The 21599-nt window shown below is 42.7% G+C and carries 19 protein-coding genes; 12 read left to right on the forward strand and 7 right to left on the reverse strand.

The window, feature by feature from the left end; genetic code table 11:
• Nucleotide 1: 1 nt before the first annotated feature.
• The 4 genes from JWG45_RS21745 to JWG45_RS21760 form a co-directional block, all read right to left on the reverse strand.
• On the reverse strand, nucleotides 2–871 hold the full coding sequence (locus JWG45_RS21745) for a DMT family transporter (RefSeq protein WP_205281701.1): 870 nt from the start codon (nucleotides 869–871) through the stop codon (nucleotides 2–4).
• 157 nt (nucleotides 872–1028) lie between these two features.
• Nucleotides 1029–2105 carry a fatty acid desaturase gene (locus JWG45_RS21750; protein WP_205281723.1) on the reverse strand — a complete coding sequence of 359 codons (1077 nt, stop codon included), beginning with the start codon at nucleotides 2103–2105 and terminating at the stop codon, nucleotides 1029–1031.
• A 627-nt stretch (nucleotides 2106–2732) separates the two neighbouring features.
• Nucleotides 2733–3893, reverse strand: coding sequence for a helix-turn-helix domain-containing protein (locus tag JWG45_RS22545; RefSeq protein ID WP_332476900.1), 1161 nt, complete (start codon nucleotides 3891–3893; stop codon nucleotides 2733–2735).
• A 73-nt stretch (nucleotides 3894–3966) separates the two neighbouring features.
• The gene (locus JWG45_RS21760; protein ID WP_002152104.1) at nucleotides 3967–4242 is read right to left on the reverse strand and encodes an RNA recognition motif domain-containing protein; all 276 of its coding nucleotides are present in this window, start codon (nucleotides 4240–4242) and stop codon (nucleotides 3967–3969) included.
• Between the two features lie 47 nt (nucleotides 4243–4289).
• On the opposite strand from JWG45_RS21760, the gene JWG45_RS22550 reads away from it, so the two are divergent.
• From JWG45_RS22550 to JWG45_RS21790, 7 genes are all read left to right on the forward strand, one after another.
• Entirely contained in the window at nucleotides 4290–4517 is a 228-nt protein-coding gene (locus JWG45_RS22550) for a hypothetical protein (RefSeq protein ID WP_332476905.1), read from the forward strand.
• A 607-nt stretch (nucleotides 4518–5124) separates the two neighbouring features.
• Complete coding sequence (locus tag JWG45_RS21765) at nucleotides 5125–5370, forward strand: hypothetical protein (protein WP_232380822.1); 246 nt, start codon at nucleotides 5125–5127, stop codon at nucleotides 5368–5370.
• Between the two features lie 22 nt (nucleotides 5371–5392).
• Nucleotides 5393–6022 (forward strand): hypothetical protein, encoded by a 630-nt coding sequence (locus JWG45_RS21770; RefSeq protein WP_205281702.1) that lies wholly within the window; start codon nucleotides 5393–5395, stop codon nucleotides 6020–6022.
• A gap of 820 nt (nucleotides 6023–6842) precedes the next feature.
• Nucleotides 6843–8435 (forward strand): BTAD domain-containing putative transcriptional regulator, encoded by a 1593-nt coding sequence (locus tag JWG45_RS21775; RefSeq protein WP_205281703.1) that lies wholly within the window; start codon nucleotides 6843–6845, stop codon nucleotides 8433–8435.
• Between the two features lie 403 nt (nucleotides 8436–8838).
• Nucleotides 8839–9852, forward strand: coding sequence for a hypothetical protein (locus tag JWG45_RS21780; RefSeq protein WP_205281704.1), 1014 nt, complete (start codon nucleotides 8839–8841; stop codon nucleotides 9850–9852).
• A 46-nt stretch (nucleotides 9853–9898) separates the two neighbouring features.
• Nucleotides 9899–10906, forward strand: a complete 1008-nt coding sequence (locus JWG45_RS21785; RefSeq protein WP_205281705.1) for a putative solute-binding protein — start codon at nucleotides 9899–9901, stop codon at nucleotides 10904–10906.
• Between the two features lie 12 nt (nucleotides 10907–10918).
• Complete coding sequence (locus tag JWG45_RS21790) at nucleotides 10919–12892, forward strand: TRAP transporter large permease subunit (RefSeq protein WP_205281706.1); 1974 nt, start codon at nucleotides 10919–10921, stop codon at nucleotides 12890–12892.
• Nucleotides 12893–14348: 1456 nt separating this feature from the next.
• Here the strand turns inward: JWG45_RS21790 and rktP are convergent.
• The 3 genes from rktP to JWG45_RS21805 are packed head-to-tail and all read right to left on the reverse strand — an operon-like array spanning nucleotide 14349 to nucleotide 16508.
• A complete protein-coding gene (gene rktP, locus JWG45_RS21795; protein ID WP_205281707.1) occupies nucleotides 14349–15443 on the reverse strand; it encodes an Arg-Lys translocation region protein phosphatase RktP in 1095 nt (364 codons plus the stop codon).
• A gap of 1 nt (nucleotide 15444) precedes the next feature.
• Complete coding sequence (tatC, locus tag JWG45_RS21800; protein WP_205281708.1) at nucleotides 15445–16242, reverse strand: twin-arginine translocase subunit TatC; 798 nt, start codon at nucleotides 16240–16242, stop codon at nucleotides 15445–15447.
• A gap of 11 nt (nucleotides 16243–16253) precedes the next feature.
• Complete coding sequence (locus JWG45_RS21805; RefSeq protein ID WP_205281709.1) at nucleotides 16254–16508, reverse strand: Sec-independent protein translocase subunit TatA/TatB; 255 nt, start codon at nucleotides 16506–16508, stop codon at nucleotides 16254–16256.
• Between the two features lie 220 nt (nucleotides 16509–16728).
• Here JWG45_RS21805 and JWG45_RS21810 point away from each other — a divergent pair, with 220 nt between their 5' ends.
• From JWG45_RS21810 to JWG45_RS21830, 5 genes are all read left to right on the forward strand, one after another.
• The gene (locus JWG45_RS21810; RefSeq protein WP_205281710.1) at nucleotides 16729–16905 is read left to right on the forward strand and encodes a hypothetical protein; all 177 of its coding nucleotides are present in this window, start codon (nucleotides 16729–16731) and stop codon (nucleotides 16903–16905) included.
• Between the two features lie 163 nt (nucleotides 16906–17068).
• Nucleotides 17069–17881 carry a hypothetical protein gene (locus tag JWG45_RS21815; protein WP_205281711.1) on the forward strand — a complete coding sequence of 271 codons (813 nt, stop codon included), beginning with the start codon at nucleotides 17069–17071 and terminating at the stop codon, nucleotides 17879–17881.
• Nucleotides 17882–17931: 50 nt separating this feature from the next.
• A complete protein-coding gene (gene trxA, locus JWG45_RS21820; RefSeq protein WP_100783939.1) occupies nucleotides 17932–18246 on the forward strand; it encodes a thioredoxin in 315 nt (104 codons plus the stop codon).
• 22 nt (nucleotides 18247–18268) lie between these two features.
• Nucleotides 18269–20428 (forward strand): cAMP/cGMP-dependent 3',5'-cyclic-AMP/GMP phosphodiesterase, encoded by a 2160-nt coding sequence (locus tag JWG45_RS21825; RefSeq protein WP_205281712.1) that lies wholly within the window; start codon nucleotides 18269–18271, stop codon nucleotides 20426–20428.
• 17 nt (nucleotides 20429–20445) lie between these two features.
• On the forward strand, nucleotides 20446–21576 hold the full coding sequence (locus JWG45_RS21830; protein WP_205281713.1) for an acyl-CoA dehydrogenase family protein: 1131 nt from the start codon (nucleotides 20446–20448) through the stop codon (nucleotides 21574–21576).
• Nucleotides 21577–21599 lie beyond the last annotated feature (23 nt).

Consider the following 21599-nt stretch of genomic DNA (forward strand, 5'->3'; position numbering starts at 1 on the left):
CTTACGGGACTTCCTTTTTATAACGGATCGTCTCCAAAGTTCCCGCGAAAAGAATCAAAACGCCGCCGATAATTTCACGATATCCCGGTATATCACCTAACAAGATCCAGGCGAGAAGAATGGAATACACGGGCTGGATGCTCGAAAGAATTCCCGCGGTTTTAAGTTTTAACTGAAACATCGACTTCATATACAATGTGTGAGCGAACGCAGTAAAAAAAGTTCCGAGTAAGATCATAAGACCCAGAGAACGATAGTTTGTAGGAATCGGATCCCAGTAACAAACGGGCGCGAGTAAGATTGCGGCCGTCAGTGATTGTAAAAACATCACTTGCGCGCTTCCGTGATGAGAGAGGAATTTTTTTGCGACCAAATTCCGATAAGAAAACGTGAACGCCGAAAAAAGCCCGGAAAGAATTCCCAAGAAGAGATCGTTTCCAGGTTTCAATTCCGGAATTAAAATACCCACTCCTAAAAGAACCAGAAGTGCGAGGAAGAGATCCGTCTTTTTAGGTCGTGACGCAAAGTGGATCGGTTCGAGAAATACCGTGATCACTGGATGTGTAAACAAGGTAAGAACCGCAACGGCGGGAGAAGCAAGGCGTGCTGAGGCAAAAAATGTGATCCAGTGGACCGCCAAAAGAACTCCGGCCCCGAGGGAAGCGATGTTGTCCGTTTTCGTTGTAAAGAAGACTGGTTTGTCTCTCCATTTCAAAAAAAGGTAGAGTCCTACACTCGCAAAGACGGTTCGGCCGAATGTGATCATCCAGACGCTTTCGTCGATCAATTTAGCAAAGAGAATATTTCCGCTGATGAGAAGCATCGCGAATTGAAATTCGAGGAACGTTTTTGTTTTGGATTCGGAGGACATGTCTTGGCTTCTTCAACCAAAAGACGAGAAAGGTTTCTCTTGGAAAACAAATTTGATTTTTTTAGAATCCAAGAAAAGCGAAAAAGAAGGGAAACCGTTTTAATTTTGTAAAACTGACTTTCCCGCTTTTGGATAAAAACGAGAAAGTTCGATCTTGTTAAGCGAACTCAGATTTGACCGGAAAGTAACGGTTGGCACGGAGCATACTTTCAAAATCGTTAAAACGAATTCCGTAACGTTTCATCGCTGGATGAACAAAAGGAGCCACCATCTGTCGGAGATAGAAGGGTTGATTGACTACGAAGTGGTGGATTCCGTGAGTGCTTCCGAAGTTAAAACAAAAAAGATGAAGAGGAGCTAAGAACCAAACGTTTAAAACTTGAGTCTGTTGATTGATATTTTTTACGTCTCCGTAGTAGTGCATATTGGAAGAAACGATCTGAATGCTCGATTGACGGATCCAGTTTGGGATCATATACACGACCGCAGCAGTGTTGAGAAAGGAACGAGCCGATTCTAAAAATTCCGGAAAGGAAAACGGGAAACCTAAGAATTGATTTCCATAATGGAGCAGATTGAGTCCGAGAAATTGATACCAGAGCGAGTAATAGACGACGAGCCAAGGCCAGCTTTCTCTTACGATTTCCTTTCTTTTAAACTTGGGTGCATCTTTGACGAGCTTTCTAAAATTAAGAATCGCCGAAATGTTTCCGTCGATCATCGCAAAGAATCGAAACAAACCAGCCTCCATACCGTTGCCGATCAGTCTTTCTTCGATATCGTCTTTGTTTCCGGAAACCTTATGATGTAAGGTATGAATCATTCTTCGATACCAGGGGCTGACCGTATTTCCGCGAAAGATCCACACGGTCCAGAAAATCAGATTTTGCATTCTTTCGTTGTCTTTGAAGTAGAGGTTATGGATCGTATCGTGTTCGATTTCGTGTAAGAACGAAGCAAAGATCGCGTTCGAGACGATGGCGGCCCAGGCCGGAATCACGTTCGCGATGTAAAGTCCTGCGGTGAAAATCATCATCGCAGCCGAGCCGAAAGTGATCGATGTACCTAAAAAATCCTGGTGTTTGAGAATCGAAAATTTCTTTCTTAGATTTCTGTCTCGAAATCGGATCCAACGCATAATCTTAATATTCTTTTCGCGTAATTCGAGGGTTTCCCATTTTTTTGGTTTTCTTTTGGGAAGAATTTCTTTTTTCGCAAGTGTCAGAGTGTTCATTCGGACCTCTTTTTCGTTTGGAGTTAGGGGAATCATAGGGTCTTTTCCGGAAAACGTCGTCCTATTTTATCGATTTGGTCGGGTGACGAAGTAGGAATCGATAAATTGCTCCTCGTAAAGCGGCCTTCACTCGGAGATGGACGGTTCATTTTCTGAGTTTTGTATGAGAATTACGCGAAGTTTGATTTTGATAGGAGTTCCTACGAAAAATCGAAGGGGGAATTCTACTTGCGAAAACTAGGATTTTGTGGCGTAGAAGAGGTGGCCCGAGATTTTTCCGCCAGCACCCCAAACCCAAGTTCAGTATAACCTTATTCACAAGTTCAGAGGAGATACACGAGAATCCTCCCGAGGAAAGGAATGATGTAAGAGTTCCTACACAGGGATTTGTGCTTGCAAAATTAGAATTCTGTGATAGAGGAGAATTTCCGGAATTTTTCCGCCACCCGCCCCACCACCCGAGAATTTGGGCGGGGCGCGCGAGTTTTACAGAAGTACGTCGGAGTTCCGACAGATTGCCCTTGAGATACAATTATTATTTTGCGGAAAGAATTTAGGCAGATTACAAAGGATTTTTTCTTCTCTCAGATTTTTAGGATAAAAACGAATTCTTTCGATTTTAAAAATTCAGTTTCGGTTTTCTTGCAAGGACTTGAAGCGATACTCGCTCGGGGTGAGACCTGTATGCTTTTGAAACGCTCGGTTAAAAGAGGATTTGGTTCGAAATCCGACGGAGTAGGCGATGTCTAAGATACTCTTATCTCTTTCTTCTTTAAGAAGGTCGCATGCTTCGGAAACTCGAAAATCGTTTACGAAAACCGAAAAATTCTTTCCCAATTCTTGATTTAAAAATTCGGAAACCTGATGTGTGGAAAGTGCGAGTTCGTCCGCGAGATCACCGAGTCCAAGATCTTCTTCCCGATACAAACGATCTCTTTTCATCAGTTGTATTAGATTTTCCTTTAATACTTCGCGATCGATTCCCACAAGGAGGGAACGCGCATATTTTTCCCTGGTCGCCTTGGCGACTTCTTTGAGCTTTTGAAAGAATTCCGGATTTCTATGACCGATCAAATAAGCGGCGCAAAGTGCAAATCCCATCCCACCCATAGTCAAAACCAGAAAGTCCGGAATTTTGGTGATAAAAAAGAAACTTCCCAAGGTGAGATGAATGAGAGATGCCGCGACGAGAAAACTCAAAATCCTCGCGGTGGGTTCCGATTTCCAGATCTCCCATCTCCAGAGATCTCGAGAACTTTTCAAAACGAGAGAAATATAAAATCCGATTCCGCAAACTGCGGGAAGTAAAATCCAATCCAGCGGGCTTGGAAAGATTTTCTCCACTAAAGCTCGGTAGAGAATTGACTCAATGTCTTGAGGGAAAAAGAAAGTTCCGAAGTAGATGAAAATTCCCAAACTGGGAAGAACGCTGTGAAGCGCGCCTTTGATCTTAGAAGACGGAAACGATTCTCCGGAGCTCACCGTATAGATTCCGTATAACACCGGACCGACGAAGTAAAGAGCCGGTATATGCAACAGAATCAACCAAGAAAATGAAGTGTTTTGAGAAGAAAGAATCGAGAGAGAACTTCCCTGGAGGACGGACATTCCCAAGAAAAGAAATCCCAAAAGATAGTTGAGACGATTTTTATAAGGAAGGACGATTTGTCCCAGAAACATCAGAAAACCGAGAGAGGTTCCGAAAATTCCCATCCAATAAAAGATAGAATGAATAGTTTTTGGAAGAAAGTGAACGGACTTTAGAAAGGAGAAGCCAAACTCGGACACAATAGCGAATGCTATTCGCTCGAATGACTTCTGTCAAGGGAGAAAAGCGAATGCTTCTCTCCCTTGAAAAAGATCAGTATCTAGATCGAGATTTTTCGGGAAAAGGTTTTTTAGGAAGCGCTTCGTTGACTTTGATTTCTCTTCCACGGATCTGAGTTCCGTTTAAGCCGTCAATCGCCGCGTTTCCTTCGTCTTTGTTCGCCATTTCCACGAAAGCCAGTCCCCGGGATTTGCCGGAAAGTTTATCAGTGATGATGCGTACAGAGGTTACTTCTCCGAAAGATTCAAAAGCTTTACGGAGATCGTCTTCGGTTGCCTGATAGGCGAGGTTGCCTATGTAAATGTTCATGAGAAAGGGTCCTTACAAAAAATTACTGGCTTTTAAATCTGAATCAGATACTAGGGGAGACCAATCAATCAGCGGGGTTCGAGAGTGAGATGACCTTTCCTGGTTTGCTTACATCGTTCAAAAGTTCTCAACTGACCCGGGAAAAGGCAGCTAAAAATTCCAGTCGCGCTCACGGTAGTCATAGTCAAAAAAATGTCAAGAAAATCTCAGATTTTGTGTCGGGAACGGAGAAAAATCAAAATCGATTTGAATCTTTTTTTCGATTTGGAGATTAAAATCGCTCCTATGTCTCTCATACGCGAGCGTTTACTCTGATTTTCGATTCCCTTTTTGAAAAGAAAAGCCGCGCGCAAACTCACTTCTATTAAAATTTGAAATTTTGTTTTTCTTTGAGATTCTGGGATTCTTTTTTCGAATCCGTTCAAGAATCGAATTTTATTCTTTTGGATTTTTCGTTTTCGGAGATTCTATTTCAGAGTTTCTTTTTTCTAAGAATCCAATGGGAGCCCTTTGTTTTAAAAGCATCTAAGGGATGATTTTCTAAATTCAAAAAATGGAATCTGATTCTTTCTCTTTCTCTTTTCGCTCGAATATTTTCAAAATCCATTCCCGTTGTTATAAAATATCGATCGTTTTATTTAAATAAGTCTTTATTTTTAAGCTTAGTTTTTGGATTTTTTTGGGGAATCGACACAATATAAGCCTGAAATAAGGAAACTGTATCCGGTCTCCGTATTCTTTCCCTGCGATTTGAAACGGAGATTCCGGTTTTGGAAATACACGACGGTTCTTTGATCCTTTGCGGATTTTTCTTCTGCAAGTCGGAAAAGCAGAAATTGGATATGTTTTCCTTTTACGCCAATATAGCCGGACGACGGAGGATTGAAACTTTTCAATCTTTTGAACGAATATCCTTCTCTGAAAGCCGGGTTTCAGAGTCTCCAGCCGGATCCGTTCAACGTTAGACTAGACAGTTCTATGAAAAAACCCGCTCGTCGGGATATTACAGGTTTTTTAAGAGTTTCTTCGGACATACTTTTGAAGCCGGAGGCTCGTGTCAGAGAATCTCTTCTCAAAACGAACACTCTCATTCATCGTTTGAAAGACGCTCCTTCCCGCGCCGTTTAAAAATTTTTCTCTCACGGTAAAGATGAAACTGAGACAGGAAAGTGTGATCAAACACGACGGACCCAACGAGGGATTCGTGAGTAATCTGGATCTATCGTTTTCCAGCGACTCCGTGGATTCGCAGCGAAGGGGACTTAGGACCCAAGCGGCGAAATCAGGAATGATTCTGACTCGAAAGCCTGCGACTCCGTTTCCTTCAACGTATCAATTTACGCAGAGCCACGCAAATACTGGTTTTTTACTTTCCCTCCATTCGGTTACGATTTCACAAGCCGCGTTTCATCTCTGGCAAAGAAGAGGTCTGGACATCGATATGAACAATGCTTTTATCGATACGATCAACGGTTATTCCGGAGGTAACCCGCTCTTTCAGTTGATCACGACCTTGCTCACGGCTTCTCCGATCATAACGATCTTAGCGCAGGACCGCGAAAAGTTACAAGGTCTGAACGGCTCGAATGCCTTGGCTCCTGCGGCAAAACCCTATGGCGATATCGAAATGATCATGGAGCCGGTTCTGGCTCCAAGCGTAAAATTCAAATCGATGACCTGGACAGGAATACCAAAATTACGTCTGTATTTTACGGAAATGCAATTGAAGAGCGTCGCAAAAAAGCCGGCAAGTTGCTCAGCGCTTACGGGGGGGAGTTAAACGAGTGCGGAAACGATTCGCGTCCCAACGGTTACTCTTATACGTTAGGCGCGGTTGCAATCGGTCTTTTCGCTGACGCGGATTTTAAGTTTATTACGTTCTCCAATCCGAACAACGATCCTAATTTAAAAAACTTGAATGCACTTCATGTTGTTATTTCCACTTCGAATTTGGATTAGAAGTGTTAGAGGGACCGATGTTCAATCCTTTCGGATTGGATCCAAACGAAATATACAGCGTGATCGAACCGCTAGTAACTTCTCTCGTGGTTCCTTTGATCAACAGCATTCTAAAGGAAGTTCTACTTCCACCGCAAATCAACTTTCCAAAGTTAAGACATTCCTACGAACAACACCGCGTGTGCGATCAACGCAAGAAACGACGCAATTGAGTTTTTCACACTCGGTCCGGAAAATACGTCCGACCCGTAAATGTTAGGCGGAATGAGATTTGTGGGAGCGGCAGCAAATGAACCAGGTTCCTTGATTCTTTGTCAATAAGGAAGGTTTTGAATCCGCAAAGAATTAAGAGTCATCGTGGGCCTATCAAAAAAGAGGACTGAGAAGAGCATCCTCTATTGTAGTAAGAACACGTGTTCTCGTTTTTTTAAAAAAGTCCTACTTTTTGCTATAGGAAAAAATAACCTTCCTCCGGTTTCGTCCTTTCTAAAAAAACGTAAGTTTCTATAAAAAACGAATTCCAAAATTGGAATTCTCTGCTTTCTAATAGAGGCGAAGGAATTTTGGTTGAGAAAAAGACATCAGTATTTATTCAAAATTTAACGGAACGGTTGCAGGATCAAAAAGGGATTTGAAAATCAATGAATATAACTCTCTATCAAATTTCATGCTACTTGGTTGCGACCATTCTGGCCTATAGGACGCTTCATAATTTATTCCTCTTTTATAAGAATAGAAAACAAATTTACCTTCTTCACTTTGCATTTCTGCAAGTTGCTTACGGCTTTTATCTGTTTTTTTTTACAAGGACAATCAATACAGGGAGCGCGCAGGACGCTCTGATCTGGGAGCGCCTTGAAAACGCATGTATTCCGATTTTTGGAATGAGTTTGGTTCTTTTTGTAAATAGCTATCGAAGAATTTTCAGCAAAGACTTTGTTTATCTCTACATTCTTCTCAACGTACTTTTATCTGCGGTGATTCTCGTAGATCCAAATTCGTACCAAATTGGGTTGACTCACGAAAGGAAATTTCCGGCTTTAGGGATCATCATCTATGAAACCGCGCAGCCGCTTCTGGTTCAGTATTTTTATCTTTCCGGGATTCTTATGATCTTTTGGACTTTGTTTAAGGTTATCACTGAGTTTTTAAAAAATCTATTTAGAAACCTGTTTCTTTTGATCGCTTTAGTTATCTTTTGTACGAACGTTTTCTTAGATATTTTGGTTGCAATGGACTTGCTTCCGTTTCCGTACACTTCTCATTTTAGTTTTTTGATTTTGATGTTTTCCGTGGATTCTTTTTTGACTTTCAATCAATCGGGAAGGGAAATTCGAGAAGAATTGAAACAGGCCTTGGTTTCTCCGGAAGAATTTAAGTTGAAGCCCGATAAAGCGGCCGCTCATTCTAAGACAAAAATAGAAAATAAAAACGCCGAGTCAGAGGAGAGGAATTTTTCGGAAGGAGAGAAAGAACAGATTTTTATCCGTGCTCTCGGAAGTTTGGAATTGGAGAAAGGGGGAATTCGGATTCCACAGACGGAAATCTCCAGCAAGAAGAAGATGCTCAAACTTGTGAAAATTCTTCTTATTCGTTTTGAGAAAGGGATTCATAGGGAAGAACTTTTGGAACTTCTTTGGCCTGGAATGGCGGATAAAAATGCACTCAACAGTCTTCACGCTCTTTGTTTTCGTTTAAGGAGAATTATAGGAAATCCGGAAGCTCTTGTGTTTTCAGAGGACCGGCTTTTTTTCAGACAGGATCTTGTTTTGACCGACTTCCAGATGTTCGAAAAACATTATGAAGGTGGAGCAAAAGCACTTCGAAAGGGAGACACCGGACTTGCGATCCAGGAGTTTCGTTTTGCGAGAGCCTTCTACCGAGGGGATTTTTTTGACTTCGATCTTTATTTTCCGGAATCGGAAATTCGGAGAGAATATATCCGAAAGAGTTTGATTGAGATTTTTCGTTTTCTTTGTGAGAAGGACGTGGAGAGGAAAGAGATGGAAGGTCTCCTGGAAGATTCTGCAAGTTGGATTCGTCTGGATGACTTGGATGAACGGGCTTGGAGATTTCACTTCGAAGCGCTTTTGCAACTTGATCGTAAGAATGAAGCTCTTAGGAAATTCGAAGAGTTTAGAAAAGCCCTCCGAAAAGAATTGGGTGTGGATCCGGAATCGGAAACTCTTAGTTTGATTGAAAGGATTCGCTCCGGAGCCGTTAGCCGCGCTTAAGATGCCGGCTCCGTTTTGGCCGTTTCTCTTTTTCTTTTTTTAGGTCGATTCCTATTTTTCATGTAGGAGCTATTACAATTTAGAATTCGGTTTTGTTTTTCTTCCACTTGCGAGGTTGTGGCTGTTCGAGCATCGCATGAATTTTGGGATCCGCCGGGCGGGCTTGAGGACATTAAACCTGTAAACGTAGGATCTCTTACAAAAGCCTGCCACTCTCACCAAGTCGCTTGCAAGGAGGGAAGAGAAAATTTATGAAACTTTTATAAGTTGCTTCTCTTTTTCGATTTTAGAATTTTGTCTCTCTTTGGATAAAATAAAACGAGCATTCTATAAAAAAATCATGGACGGATCTGACGCCGTGATTAAGTTTCATAAAAATCTCTGAAGCGATAAACATGCCCGAATGAAAATTCAAAAGTTAAAATTTGGTTTTTTCTTATTTGTAACGATTGTTACAATAAACGCAACCTCCTGTTCCTTAGTTTACAATCTCACGGGAAGGACGATTTCCTCTTATGCAGAAGATCATTTGATACCTTTTCTGCTCGAGTCAAGGGATTTGGATTCGGTCTGTAGCGCAGGGGTCAGTTTGGCTCCCCTCATAGCCTCTTTTGAAAGAGTGAGTCGGAGTCCGGATCTTCCCGTTCTCGTGGCGATGCTCGGCGCCGGGATGTGCGCAGAAAAGAACGCGCAGGAAGCGGAACTTCATTATCTCGCCGCCGTTCGAAAAGGCAAGGGTGACGAAGCGACGGATCATCAAGCCGTCGAAATTCGTAATCACGGACTTGCGGCAAAACGTTATGGAGAAGCATATAGAAGATTCAATCTTTACTTCGGAGAATGGAACGGCAAATGTCCTTCTCTTTCCAAAGACGATCAATTCTATTATCTAATCGGACTCTCTGCGAGTCTTCTCGCGATTCTTCACGATCGCGCAGCACAAGGAGCGGGTAACGTTCCCACGGATATCCCTTCGATGGTGTCTAACGCATCCAAATGTTTGAATCCGGAAGAATGGTGGGGAGTTCCTCTGGCGCTGGAGGCTGTCATCTGGTTATCGATTCCGGGGGTAACGCCGACTGGAAAAGATCCTTTTCAGCAACTTGATCGTGCCGTTGCGTTAGGCGATAGAGCGGGAGTGAGTCTTTCCCGCGCGTTTCAAATACAAGCTCTTGCAGGAAGAGGAAATCAAGAAGCAATCAAGAATGCGGTGAAAGAACATTCTAAACTTTTGGAGAAAGGCCAATCCCAAAAAGAATATCAACTTCTGGAAGCTTACGCGGAACAACTTTCGAGACACGAATCCGATAAAATTTGGATCAAGGAGAAAGGACATAGAGGCCCTTTACTTCTTGGAAGTTTTCCACAGGGAAAACGGGACATGAAAGAAGACGACGATCTTCTGAAAGGTCTCTGATTTTTTACGACATTCTATTTTGAATTCAATTGATAGGAGAATATCCATGAAAAGAATCCGTATCTTTTTAATCGCGGCATTAGCTTTTTCGCTAACGTCATACGTCTTTGCGGCAGATCCGATCAACAAAACGATCTGCGTCTTTGATCCTTCCGGAACTCACGGAGATATTTATAAATCCGCTCTTCGTTACCAAGCGCAGGCACTCAACTGGGGAATCCGTTTGGAGCCGAAGGCATATACCGACGAGGTTGTCGCGAATTCGGATTTCAAAGCGGGTAAGTGTAACCTTGCGTTTCTCACGAGCCTTCGTGTCCGCGGATATGTTCCTCAGTCGGGTTCTTTAGAAGCGATCGGAGCGCTTCCTTCTTACGATCTTCTGAAAAGGACGATCGACGTATTGTCCAATCCGAAAGCAAGACAACTTAATGTTTCCGGAGAATACGAAACGATGGCGATGTTTCCGGGAGGAGCCGTGTACCTTCTTCTTAGAGATAAGAAACTTCGTTCCATCAAAGATCTCGCCGGAAAAAAAATCGCCACTCTGACTTACGATCAAGCCGCGACTACGATGGTGGACGTGGTAGGCTCTTCTATGGTTCCTGCAGAAATCGCTACGTTTGCAGGAATTTTTAACAACGGACGCGCGGACGCGTGTTATTCTCCGGCTGTCGGTTTTAAACCTTTGGAACTTATGAAGGGTGTTGCACCTAACGGTGGAATTGTAAAGTTTCCAATCGGACAACTTACTTTTCAGATCGTCGGAAAGACCGCTGATTTTCCGGCGGATTACGGAAATCAATCCCGACAGTGGGCCGCTACGCAGTTTGAAACGATGTTGGAACTCACAAGAAAGGCTGAAAGAGAAGTTCCTGCGAAGTATTGGCTGGAAGTTCCAAAAGAAGAAATCAAAGGTTACTTCGAAAAGTTCAGGGAAGTTCGTATCAAACTCAGAGACAAAGGTGTCTACCATGCATCGATCTTAAAACTGATGAAAGGTGTTCGTTGTAAGGCCGACTCGAATGCGGAAGAATGTTCCGATTCCCTAGAATAAGACAAAACAAACATGGCAAAAAAAATCGTATCGTGGGCAGTACTGCTCTTTCTTTTCGTCCCTCTGGTTCAAAGTTTTGGTCAATTGGTTCAAGCTCGAATGCTCGAGCTAGGGGAAACCATCTGGCCGCGTTATGCGGAGATTAGAATCAGCTGTATCGCCTCTGAAATCAATTCCGTGGAAAAAGTCGAGGTGAGCGCTTCCGATTCCGCGCTTTTGGATGAATTGAATTTGGGTTCCGGAAGCTCCGCGAGTTCTCCAAAAAAAGAGAACGCTCCCGCAGCGCCAGTATTGACTCCGTTGGAATTGACTCTTGGACAAAAGCTCTATTGTGGAACTGAGAGAAAACTTTCCACAATTACTATATTTGCGATCGACTATATTCCGATGACGATGGTGATTCTTTTGCTTGTGGCCGGAATCGTTTCCACTACGAGACGTTATCATATCGCCCTAAAAAATCCGGAGAATCGAAAGGAAGAATTGGCTTCGGAGGTCAGCCAAATCATCGCGAACCTCATTCTAACGCTTTCCGCGGTCTCTATGCTTCCGTTTAGCAAGGGGGTTGAAGCCCAGATTCAGATCCTTTGGATCGGAGGATTGCTCTTTCTTATCGCACTCAATTTGAATAATATTCGAAATTCTGAATTTACCCATCTTTCGGAAGATCGGGAAAAAAGTCGGCTTTCCGAAATTCTTCTCTCGATTCCTTTGTATTGCTGGATGGCTCTTATTTGCGGAATTTATTTTACTCTGATCGAACAACATCCGGCGGGTCTGGCGATCTATCTTCAAAAATTGACGGCGCACGCGACTCTTTACATTCAGATTGGACTTTATGTTTGGACTGGTATTCTTCTAAGGGATACTTCCTTAGGAAGACGATTTTTCGATCTTCTAAAACCTTGGAAATTGCCGGCGGAATTGCTCGCGGTAATCGTAGTCATCGCGGCCGCCTTGCCGACCGCATATAGCGGCGCTTCCGGAATCGTCGTACTTGCTTTAGGCGCTACGATATTCGTGGAACTCAGAAGGGCAGGGGCCTCGCAGGAAAGAGCGTTAGCCGCTACAGCGATGAGCGGAAGTTTGGGAGTTGTGCTTCCTCCTTGTTTGCTCGTCGTCATCGTCGCTTCCTTGAACTTGGACGTGACAACGGATGAGCTCTTTCATTGGGGTTGGAGAGTTTTTGGAGTTTCGACAACTCTCTTTTTAGTGGTGAGCTGGTTTTTGAGAAAGGGTTCCTGGAAGATTCAACCGGAAGCAAACGCCTTTGGAAAAACTTGGGCCGTATTTAAACCGTTTAGTCTTTACATTCTAATCGCGGTAGTCATCGTATTCGTGCTTGTTTTTGGATTGAATACACATTTCGACGAACACACGGCCCCTTATATGTTGCCGATCGCGATGTTGGCTCTGATCTACTGGGATCACAAACAAAGCCAAAAAGAACATCATCCTGCTTCTGGTGCTAGAGACGTAATCAAGATTTCCAGAACTTCTTATGATACGGGTTCTCATCTCGGGGCACTTTTGATGTTGATGGGGCTTTCCGCGTGTATGGGAGGAGTTTTTGAAAGATCAAACGTGATCAACCTTTTTCCGACTCAATTAGGTTCTCCACTTTCGGCTATGATCATTCTTACTATCGTTCTTGTGATCATAGGAATGCTAATGGATCCTTATGGAGCCGTAATACTTGTTTCCGTCACCCTCTATCCGATTGCAAAGGCGAACGGAATTCATCCACTTAACTTTTGGATGACCGCGCTCGTTTCCTTTGAATTAGGATATTTAACTCCTCCGGTCGCTTTGAATCACCTTTTGACAAAACACGTAGTGAGGGAATATCTTGAGAGTGAACCTGAAATCCATCACGCAAGTTTTTTTTCGAGATACGAAAGAGTGATCGTGCCAATCATCGTTTTGTTTCTGACTCTGATTGTCACTGCATTCGGTCCGCTTTTGTATCAGAGTTGGAATTCTTAAAGTAAGAATCTTGGATCTTTCTTTTGGAAAGAAAATGCCCGGACCGGTTCCGGGCTTTTTTATTTTCAAAAGAATCGACAGAAAAAAGAAATCATCGAGAGAAAGAAACGGAGCGCTTTTAAAAAGTCGTCTCAATTTCGTAAAAACGAAAAACAAATCCGAAAACGTAAATACTCTTGCGAGTTCTCATATATGAGAAGGTTTGAATTTCGGTATCCTAAAAAGAAGCAAAGTAAGTCGGAATCGGAATTCCTGTGAAGGATAAAATATGCTATAATGTAGTAAATTTAAAAGCCGACAAAATATTCGAAATATTGCATGTAATTCGATCAGGTTCCGGTTTATTTAAGAACGGACCCAGGAGAAGGTTGCGAAATGGACCCAGACAGCTCAAGGGCCGATCAATCCTATTTCCGATTGGATCCGTTTGAATTTGGCTAGGCAATTTGGGCTCGATTTTCCGGGAACCTATATCATTCATGTGTAAAAGAAGTTGGCAAATTCCGTCCGAGAAACCGAGATTCGGGAAATGATCGAAAGGAGTGAGAGACTCAATTTGGGAACCGAGTCTCTGGGAAGTTTTTCCTAATCTTACGCGGGGCAATTGAATCGAATTTCGGAAGAGCAAAAAGAACTTCGTTTTCTCTTTGACGTAATCTTTCTAAATTTTGACAGGGATTGCGTTAACACAAACATGATCGGAGACTATCTTGTATATTCCTGGTAGACATCGCTTCTCTGATGGAATTAGCTGTCTTGTAACCAGGCAATCGAAGCCTCTGGAGATCGTTTGGGAGTGACCTCGTTATCACCCATTTTACCAAGTGGTTTTGAACCTTAAATCCTTAAGAAAAGTAGAACCTGAAAAGAGGCGGGAAATCTTAGAGGGAATACCAGACACTTGGCTGAACGTATACGATTCCGACGTGGTATTCTTAAGAGAAGGACTCTTTTTGAGAATGGATTTTCTACTAACCAATTTTTATCCAGTTTTTCAAGAGAGGATCGATAAAATTCATAAAATTGAATATAGCACGAAGGAAGAAATCAAAGAGGGCAAGGCGAGTGAAAAAAGAGTGTTTGAGAAAAAGTTCGGAAAAATTTAAATCTCGAGTGTTCGAATTTCATTTTCTGGGTCGTATTTTTGATCTTGGATAGAATCTTTTTTTTTAAAGAAGCGCGAAACGATATGGTTTTCTAATCGTGGTCGGAAAAACCGAAGGGATGGGTTTTTTATCAATGAGTTCGGGGAGAGGTAGATAAAGAATCTCGTCAAGAAGAAATATGGCTGTCGGAGTTCCTACAAAGAATGAATTTGAGAATTGTGCTCGCGAATAGTATAATTTTCTGATAGAGGAAAGTTTCAGGAATTTTTCCGCCACCCACCCCACCGCCCGAAATTTGGGCGGGGCCCCGCGATTTTTACGCAAGAATTGTCGTATCTACGACAAAACCATTATACTTTTCGGGTCACTGCAAGTATCGCAGACGTTTCCAGAACATTCTTCCCGTAACGTTTTTCAATGATCCTTCCACAATCCAAGACGAGATCTCGAGAGTTCGTAAATTTCTTTCCGGAGAGGGACATCTGAAATTGTTTCGTAAATTCGGAAGAGGGGATTCCGATTGCGGAATAAATTCGATCCGAAGTGAGAATCCAGTATTCTCCCATCTTCAGGGATATTTTTTTGAGATCGAATTCAACTGCTTTGTAATCGAAATAACGGACCTTTGTTTTTTCCAGAGGAGTCAGTTCTTGATTCTTATAAATAAATGCGGGCATCTCTTGAAAAGAAATGTAACCTAACTCTCCGGTTTTGGTCTCCAGATAAAAGAGGGAAAGGTTTAAGAATGGAATCGGCATCTTGGAAAGAATCTTTCCAATCTTAAAAATCCATTCCTCTCCTCTAAGGCCGGTTCCTTCATTGGCCAAAGAAAAAATACCTTCCAATCTCGCCTTAAAAGCCGATTCTAAAACTCCAGGACTTGGAAATCCGGCGAGAACTCCGATACAACCGTCTGCTGTCGGAATGACGTTCACATAATCACAGTTAGAGTCCCCGCTCATTCTCGGGAAAAGGGAAATATCCAAGTTTCGAATTTTCGGTAATTGAATCCGATAAAAAGCCCTCTGAATCGAGTCTGCAATATCTCTGGTTCTTTCGTCGATTGTGTCCTGAGTCGGATTGGCTTCTAATTCTTTCTGTTGAAAGAATTTGAGGCGAAATGCTCGAAGGAGTTCTCCGATCTCGTCGTCTCTTTCCTCGACCGGATTTTCTTCATAAACGTCGCTTCCCCAGTCTTGTACCAGGGTAACGAGAGAGTGCATAGAGGCATAGATCATCTTTACGGAGTAAAAAACGAGAGAAGCAAGAAGTGTTGAAAAGGAAAGCGAGATCGCGAGTCGAATTGACAAAGAGATCGCCTTGTTTTGTCCCAAAGGAGATTTGAGAATGATGTCGTCCGTTACGGTATAAACCAAAAAGAATAAAAAACTAAGAACAAAGACGGCGACAGGTAGTTTGAGTTTGGAAGGAATTCTAATTAACAATTTATTCTCTCTCTATCACCTTCATCAGCACGATCGAAACTGCAAACAGAATGGTCAAAGGAACAAATAAAAACAACATGGAAATCAAATCCGGTCCGGGGGAAAGAACCGCCGCAGCCACCGCTAAACCTATGATTGCCTCTCTCCATTTGGAAATTAAAAAAGAAGCTCTGATGATTCCCAAACTTCCAAGAAGAATGAGTACAATGGGAAGCTGAAAAGATAAACCGAAAATCAAATGGATGTTAAAAAAAATTTCGTAGTATTCGTCGATCGGAAGTTTGGATTCGATATCGGGAGGACGAAAGTTGACGAGAAAAATTCTCAAAAGATTCTCAAACGCCTCCGTCCAACAAAGCCAAACTCCGAACCAGAAAAGAAGAGTGCTAAAAAAGATCAGAAATTTTCCGTATCGATCGGTTTTTGGATCCAGAGCGGGAGAAACAAAACCCCAGAGAAAAAAAAGAACAAACGGAAGCCCTAAAAGAATCGAGATCATAAAAGAACTCTTCAAATAGATCATAAACGGGGCCATCAGTTTGATCTGATAAAAGGTCGCCTGCGGCCCTAAGACGTTTTTGTACGGTTGTGCTAAGATCTTATGAATTTCTTCCCCGAAAAAAAGGGAAATTCCCATAATCGCCACAACGACCAAAAGAGATCGAATGAGAACCATCCTGAGTTCTTCCAGATGATCTCCCAAAGTCATAAACTTTTCTCGATCTCGTATCAGAGACTCGGTCGAACGTTCCGGCAGAGGAAGGGAAGTTGGTTTGGGCTTTTTTTTAGTTCCGGCCATTCCGCGGCTGGTCAGGCAGATTTAGATTTTTTAGACTTGGAAGCTTTCGCCTGAACTTCTTCTTTCGGAACTTGTTCTTGGCTGATCTGCTGAGAAGGTTCGTCCGATTCTCCCGTTAGAGATTTACGAAAGGACCGAATTCCGTCCCCAAGATCCTTTGCCAGAGAGGGAAGTCTCTTTCCTCCGAAGAGTAAGAGCGCGATAAAAAGAATCAGAAGAATTTCAGTCCATCCGAGTGATCCGAAGACTGCCAGTGGTGCAAACATAGTAATACCTCAAAAATTGGCCCTTGGAAAGCCATCGATCCGAAAAACGGATTTTTTAGACTTTGGAAAGTCCGATAATTGGACTTTTTAAGCCCGACACTTATCTGTCAAATAGTTAGTAATTCGTCCCAGTAGAGTCGAAAAAATTGCATTCCTTCCTTTTCAAACTCGAAGCGGAAAACGGTTTCTTTTTTTGGGAATTCCTGATAAAGCTGACTTTATGGAATTATCTTCAATCGGTCCTTCATCGGGGGCTTCTCTTTCGGAGTTCCCTTCGACGCAAAACTCTTCTTCTTCTCAGAGTGTGATTCAGCAAGGCGCTCCCGAAAAACAGGAAGGAATTTTAGTTTCCGATCCGATTGCCTCCACCGGAAGTTTTGTAAACGTTGAAGCCTAAACGTACATCCTTTTTTGGAGAGCGAAGAATGGGCTCTTTTTAGGAAAGAAAGCGCTCAAAATTCTCTGAAAACGGACCGAATCTGAACGGTTGTATTCTTTGAACTCTTTGAAACTTACCGATACTTTCAATATACCAGATTTGGAAAAAGACTGATTTTAGTATGGCATTAACCAAAGAGCAAAAACAGGAATTCGCGGAAAAGCTGACGGACTTCAAAGTCTACTTAGACGATCTGAAAAAGGAAAGTAATCTTTTCAAGTCTCAGTTGAGAAAGGATCCGCGACTCGAACCTTACTATCAAGTGGCTCTTTCGATCAACGCGATCAAGACCATCAACACCTGTCTTTTGGTAAACGACTTGAGTGTCGCGATCTTGGACATCAAAAGTGACACCTATCTAAACACGGGGCGAAAGGAAGTCTACAATGCGATTTCCTATATGGAAAAGATCGTGGGAGTGGATTACGAATCCGGACTCGCGGAAAACAAAGACCTTCTCGCCAAAATCCCTGAATTTACGCCGGTTCAGAGATTGAATTTTATAAAAGCAATTCGTCAGGTAACTAACAAAACGATAGAAGCGTTTGGGACGAACAGCAAATGGAAATGGAGTTTTCCCGAAATTCATTTCAAAATCGCCGTTCTTTGTAAAAATCTTTTTGACTTTCGCGCCTTCGAAAAAGAACGAGATTTGGAAAATCCAAACTATTACATCCGTCAGGAACATTTCAATTTGGTCTTGGAACTTTGTAACTACGCCGCTCAGGAATATCGGGCTAAGTTCGATCTTTCCACCCAGGACGTCGGGGATCTCAAAAAATCCATCGGTATGCTCGAAGTAAACCGAAAGATCCTCCAAACTACGGGGGATACGACCGAGGATCTCGAAAAAACAAAAACATTGATCGAATCCTTAAAAGAGAAAGTCGAATCCTTAGAAGCGGATAAAGAGAAAAAGAAAAAGAAAAAATAGACCGAACGAGTCAGATATATATTATAGGAAAAAAGGAGACTGAATCAAAGATGGCACTGGCAGAAGTCAACGATTCAAATTTTAAGACGGAAACATCCGGGGGACTCGTCCTCGTGGATTGTTGGGCGGAGTGGTGTGGCCCTTGTAGAATGGTTGGACCCGTATTGGAAGAACTCTCAGGAGAAATGTCCGGTGTGGTGAAGATCAAAAAACTCAACGTAGACGATAATCAAGATACGGCTCAGAGCTTAGGAATCTCTTCTATCCCGACGTTGCTCCTTTACAAAGATGGACAACTCGTGGACAAAGTGATCGGAGCTCTCCCAAAAGCGCAAATTAAGAATTTTATCGAAAGACATAAATAATTCTTTTTCCTCTTCACAACTTATGCTGAAAGAAACATACAAAGGTTACACGGAATTGCCTAGAGGAGGGTATCTCATCGATACGACCGAGGGATACCTCCAAATCGGCTCTCCGCCCGAAACGATAAAAGATACGATGGGGTTTGAAAAAAAATCCCCATTGGTCTTCATTCTTCCAAACAAATTCTTTCACGTAGAAAAGGGAATCAGCACGGCTGAACTCGAATTCCCGATTTATTATAATTTTTTTCTAAGACAAAAAAAAACATTCATCGTCTGCACCGAAGAACAAAGAAAACAGCTCATTACCGTACTCAAAGAATCTTTGATGGGTCCGGAGAACATCAACTTAAAGAGTGAATTCTTAAACGGAGAAGAATCTTTCGGCTTTCCCGATATGAAAGCGGAGATGGCTTATTTCCGCGGTTACAAAGGACTCGAAGACGTAGTCGACTTCAAAGTATTCGACTCGGAAAGTTCGGTTCATTTCGGAGATGTCGCGATCATCAAGTTAGAATCGGGGGACTTTCTCATCGAAGACGGTGACAGAAAGATCGAAGTTCCTGGAGAAGTCGGATTCAATATCAAATACGATATCGGAGAAAGACCGACCGAACCGTTCCAAGCTCCGATCATAGGAATCACTTGTCTCGGACCTTCTCACGGATTTGATCCCGAAGACAATACATCCGGTTTCATCATCTGGCTCAATCACCAAGGGATCATGGTGGATCCTCCGGTGAATTCCACCGAATGGTTGCGTCAGTCGAACGTAAATCCGAAACTCATCAACCACGTCATCTTAACTCATTGCCACGCGGATCATGACGCGGGCACGTTTCAAAAGATCTTAGAAGAAAATAAAATCACCATTCACGCGACGGAAACGGTGATGGATAGTTTTTTACGGAAGTATTCCGCACTTACAAAAATTCCAAAGAAGGAATTACAGGAACTCTTTCACTTCCAGCCGATCATCATCGGAAAAGCGACGATGATCAACGGCGGAGAATTCAATTTTCATTATGCACTTCATTCGATTCCTTCCGTTGGTTTTGAATTCTTCTTTCAAGATCAATCCTTTATGTATACCTCCGATCACCTAAACGAACCTGAAATTCACGATACGATGTATGCACAAGGAATTCTTCCCGAATCGAGATGGAAGTTTTTTAAAGAATTTCCTTGGGATCGAAGGATCATCTATCACGAAGCGGGTATTCCTCCATTACACACTCGAGTGAGTTATCTCGCTTCTCTTCCGGAAGAGATTCAGGAAAAGATCACGGTCTATCATATCGCAAGAAAGGATATGCCGACCGGCACCAAGCTCAAACTCGCTCGTTTCGGAATCGAGAATACACTTTATCCGGAGATTACACCTCCAAAACATATCGAAGCCTACAACCTTTTGGACGTGATGACTCAGATCGATATCTTTCATGGGTTCCCGATCGAAAAAGCAAAAGAATTTTTACTCATCGTCAACGAAGAAAGATACAAACGCGGAGATCATATCATCCGTAAAGGAACGCCGGGAGATAAGTTTTATATCATCGCGTCCGGAAACGTAAAGTTCGAAGGCCTCAATCAAGACGGCTCGGAAGGAGTTCCCGTAAAAAGATACGGGACCTACGAATACTTTGGAGAAGCGTCTCTTGTGTTGGATCTCCCGAGAGCCGCCGACGTGTACGCGGAAACTGACGTTCTCGCGTTGACGATCGAAAAAAATAAGTTTTTGCAGTTCATCCGGAATTCGGATTTAAAGAACAACCTAACGCGTCTGAATAAAATTCGAGACTCTAATTCCTGGAAAGCGCTTGCAGAATCCAGACACTTTCGAGGACTAACCAGTCACCAGATTACGCAGTTGGAATTGATTATGACCCTGCATAAAGTGAACGCAGGTTCAGTACTTGTGAAAGAAAAAGAATTTTACGGTGATGCCTATATCATTCGAAATGGAAAAGTAAACGTCTATCAGAACGGCAATTTATTGGCCGAACTTACCGATGGGGACTTCGTTGGAGAGATTTATAATATCTCCAAAAATTTTGTTTCGAATTATACATTTCGAGCTGAAGTAGATACCGAACTCTATTCCATTCAGCAGAATGATCTGATCGATTACGTAAAGAAGAATCCCGGCGTTTATATGAGAATGAACACAGTCTATTCGTAGACGTTAGGGAGATTAGAATGGAAAGAGTCCTACAATTTACGGAAGAACACGAAACGTTCCGTGAAATGACGAGAAAGTTTTTTGAAACGGAAGTCGCTCCGCATCACGAATCTTGGGAAAAAGTCGGAATCGTTCCGAAAGAAGTTTGGAAAAAAGCAGGTGCGAGCGGTTTGCTCTGCCCGAACATTCCGGTTGAGTACGGTGGAGCCGACGCTGATTTTCTATACAATGTAATCATCATAGAAGAATCCGCAAAAGTAGGGAATAGCGGATTTTTTATTTCCTTACACAACGACGTGATTGCACCTTACATTTCGACTTATGCGAACGAACAACAGAAAGCCCGTTGGTTGCCCGGTTGCGCTTCGGGAGAAAGTATTCTTGCGATCGCGATGACGGAACCCGGGGCCGGTTCCGACCTCAAAAGTATCCGAACCACGGCGATTGAAAAAAGCGATCACTACGTCGTAAACGGACAAAAAACATTTATTTCCAACGGACAATTGGCAAATTTAGTGATCACGGCTGTTAAACATGACAGTGGCGCGATGTCCCTCCTCATGGTGGAAGAGGGAATGAAGGGCTTTGAAAGGGGAAGAAGACTCGAAAAAATTGGTTTAAAGGCTCAGGATACTTCCGAACTTTACTACAATGATGTAATTGTTCCGAAGGAAAATCTGATCGGCAAACAAGGACAAGGTTTTCGATATTTGATGCAGAAGTTAGCTACGGAGCGTTTGGTCCTCGGACTCGCAGCCGTGGAAGCGACTGCGCTCGTTCAGAAAATGACCCTTCAATACATCAAAGAAAGACAAGCGTTCGGTAAAAAGATCGGCTCCTTTCAGCATATCAAGTTTAAGATGGCTGAGATGGCGACCGAACTGGAGATGTGCCGAGCCTTTGCCGATAAGGTTACTTTGGAGACTATGGCCGGAAAATCGGATACCGCACAAGCCTCGATGGTAAAATGGTATTCGACAGAGATGCAAAAACGTCACACGGATGAATGTTTGCAGTTCTTCGGCGGTTATGGTTATATGATGGAGTATCCGATCGCCAGAGCGTATCTGGACGCGAGAATCCAGACAATTTACGCGGGAACGACGGAAATCATGAAGGAGATCATAGGAAGAAGCCTAGGTCTCTGAAATTAATTTCCAAAAGTTACCGT

Source organism: Leptospira ainlahdjerensis, assembly GCF_016919175.1.
In the GTDB taxonomy this organism is placed as follows: Bacteria; Spirochaetota; Leptospiria; order Leptospirales; family Leptospiraceae; genus Leptospira; species Leptospira ainlahdjerensis.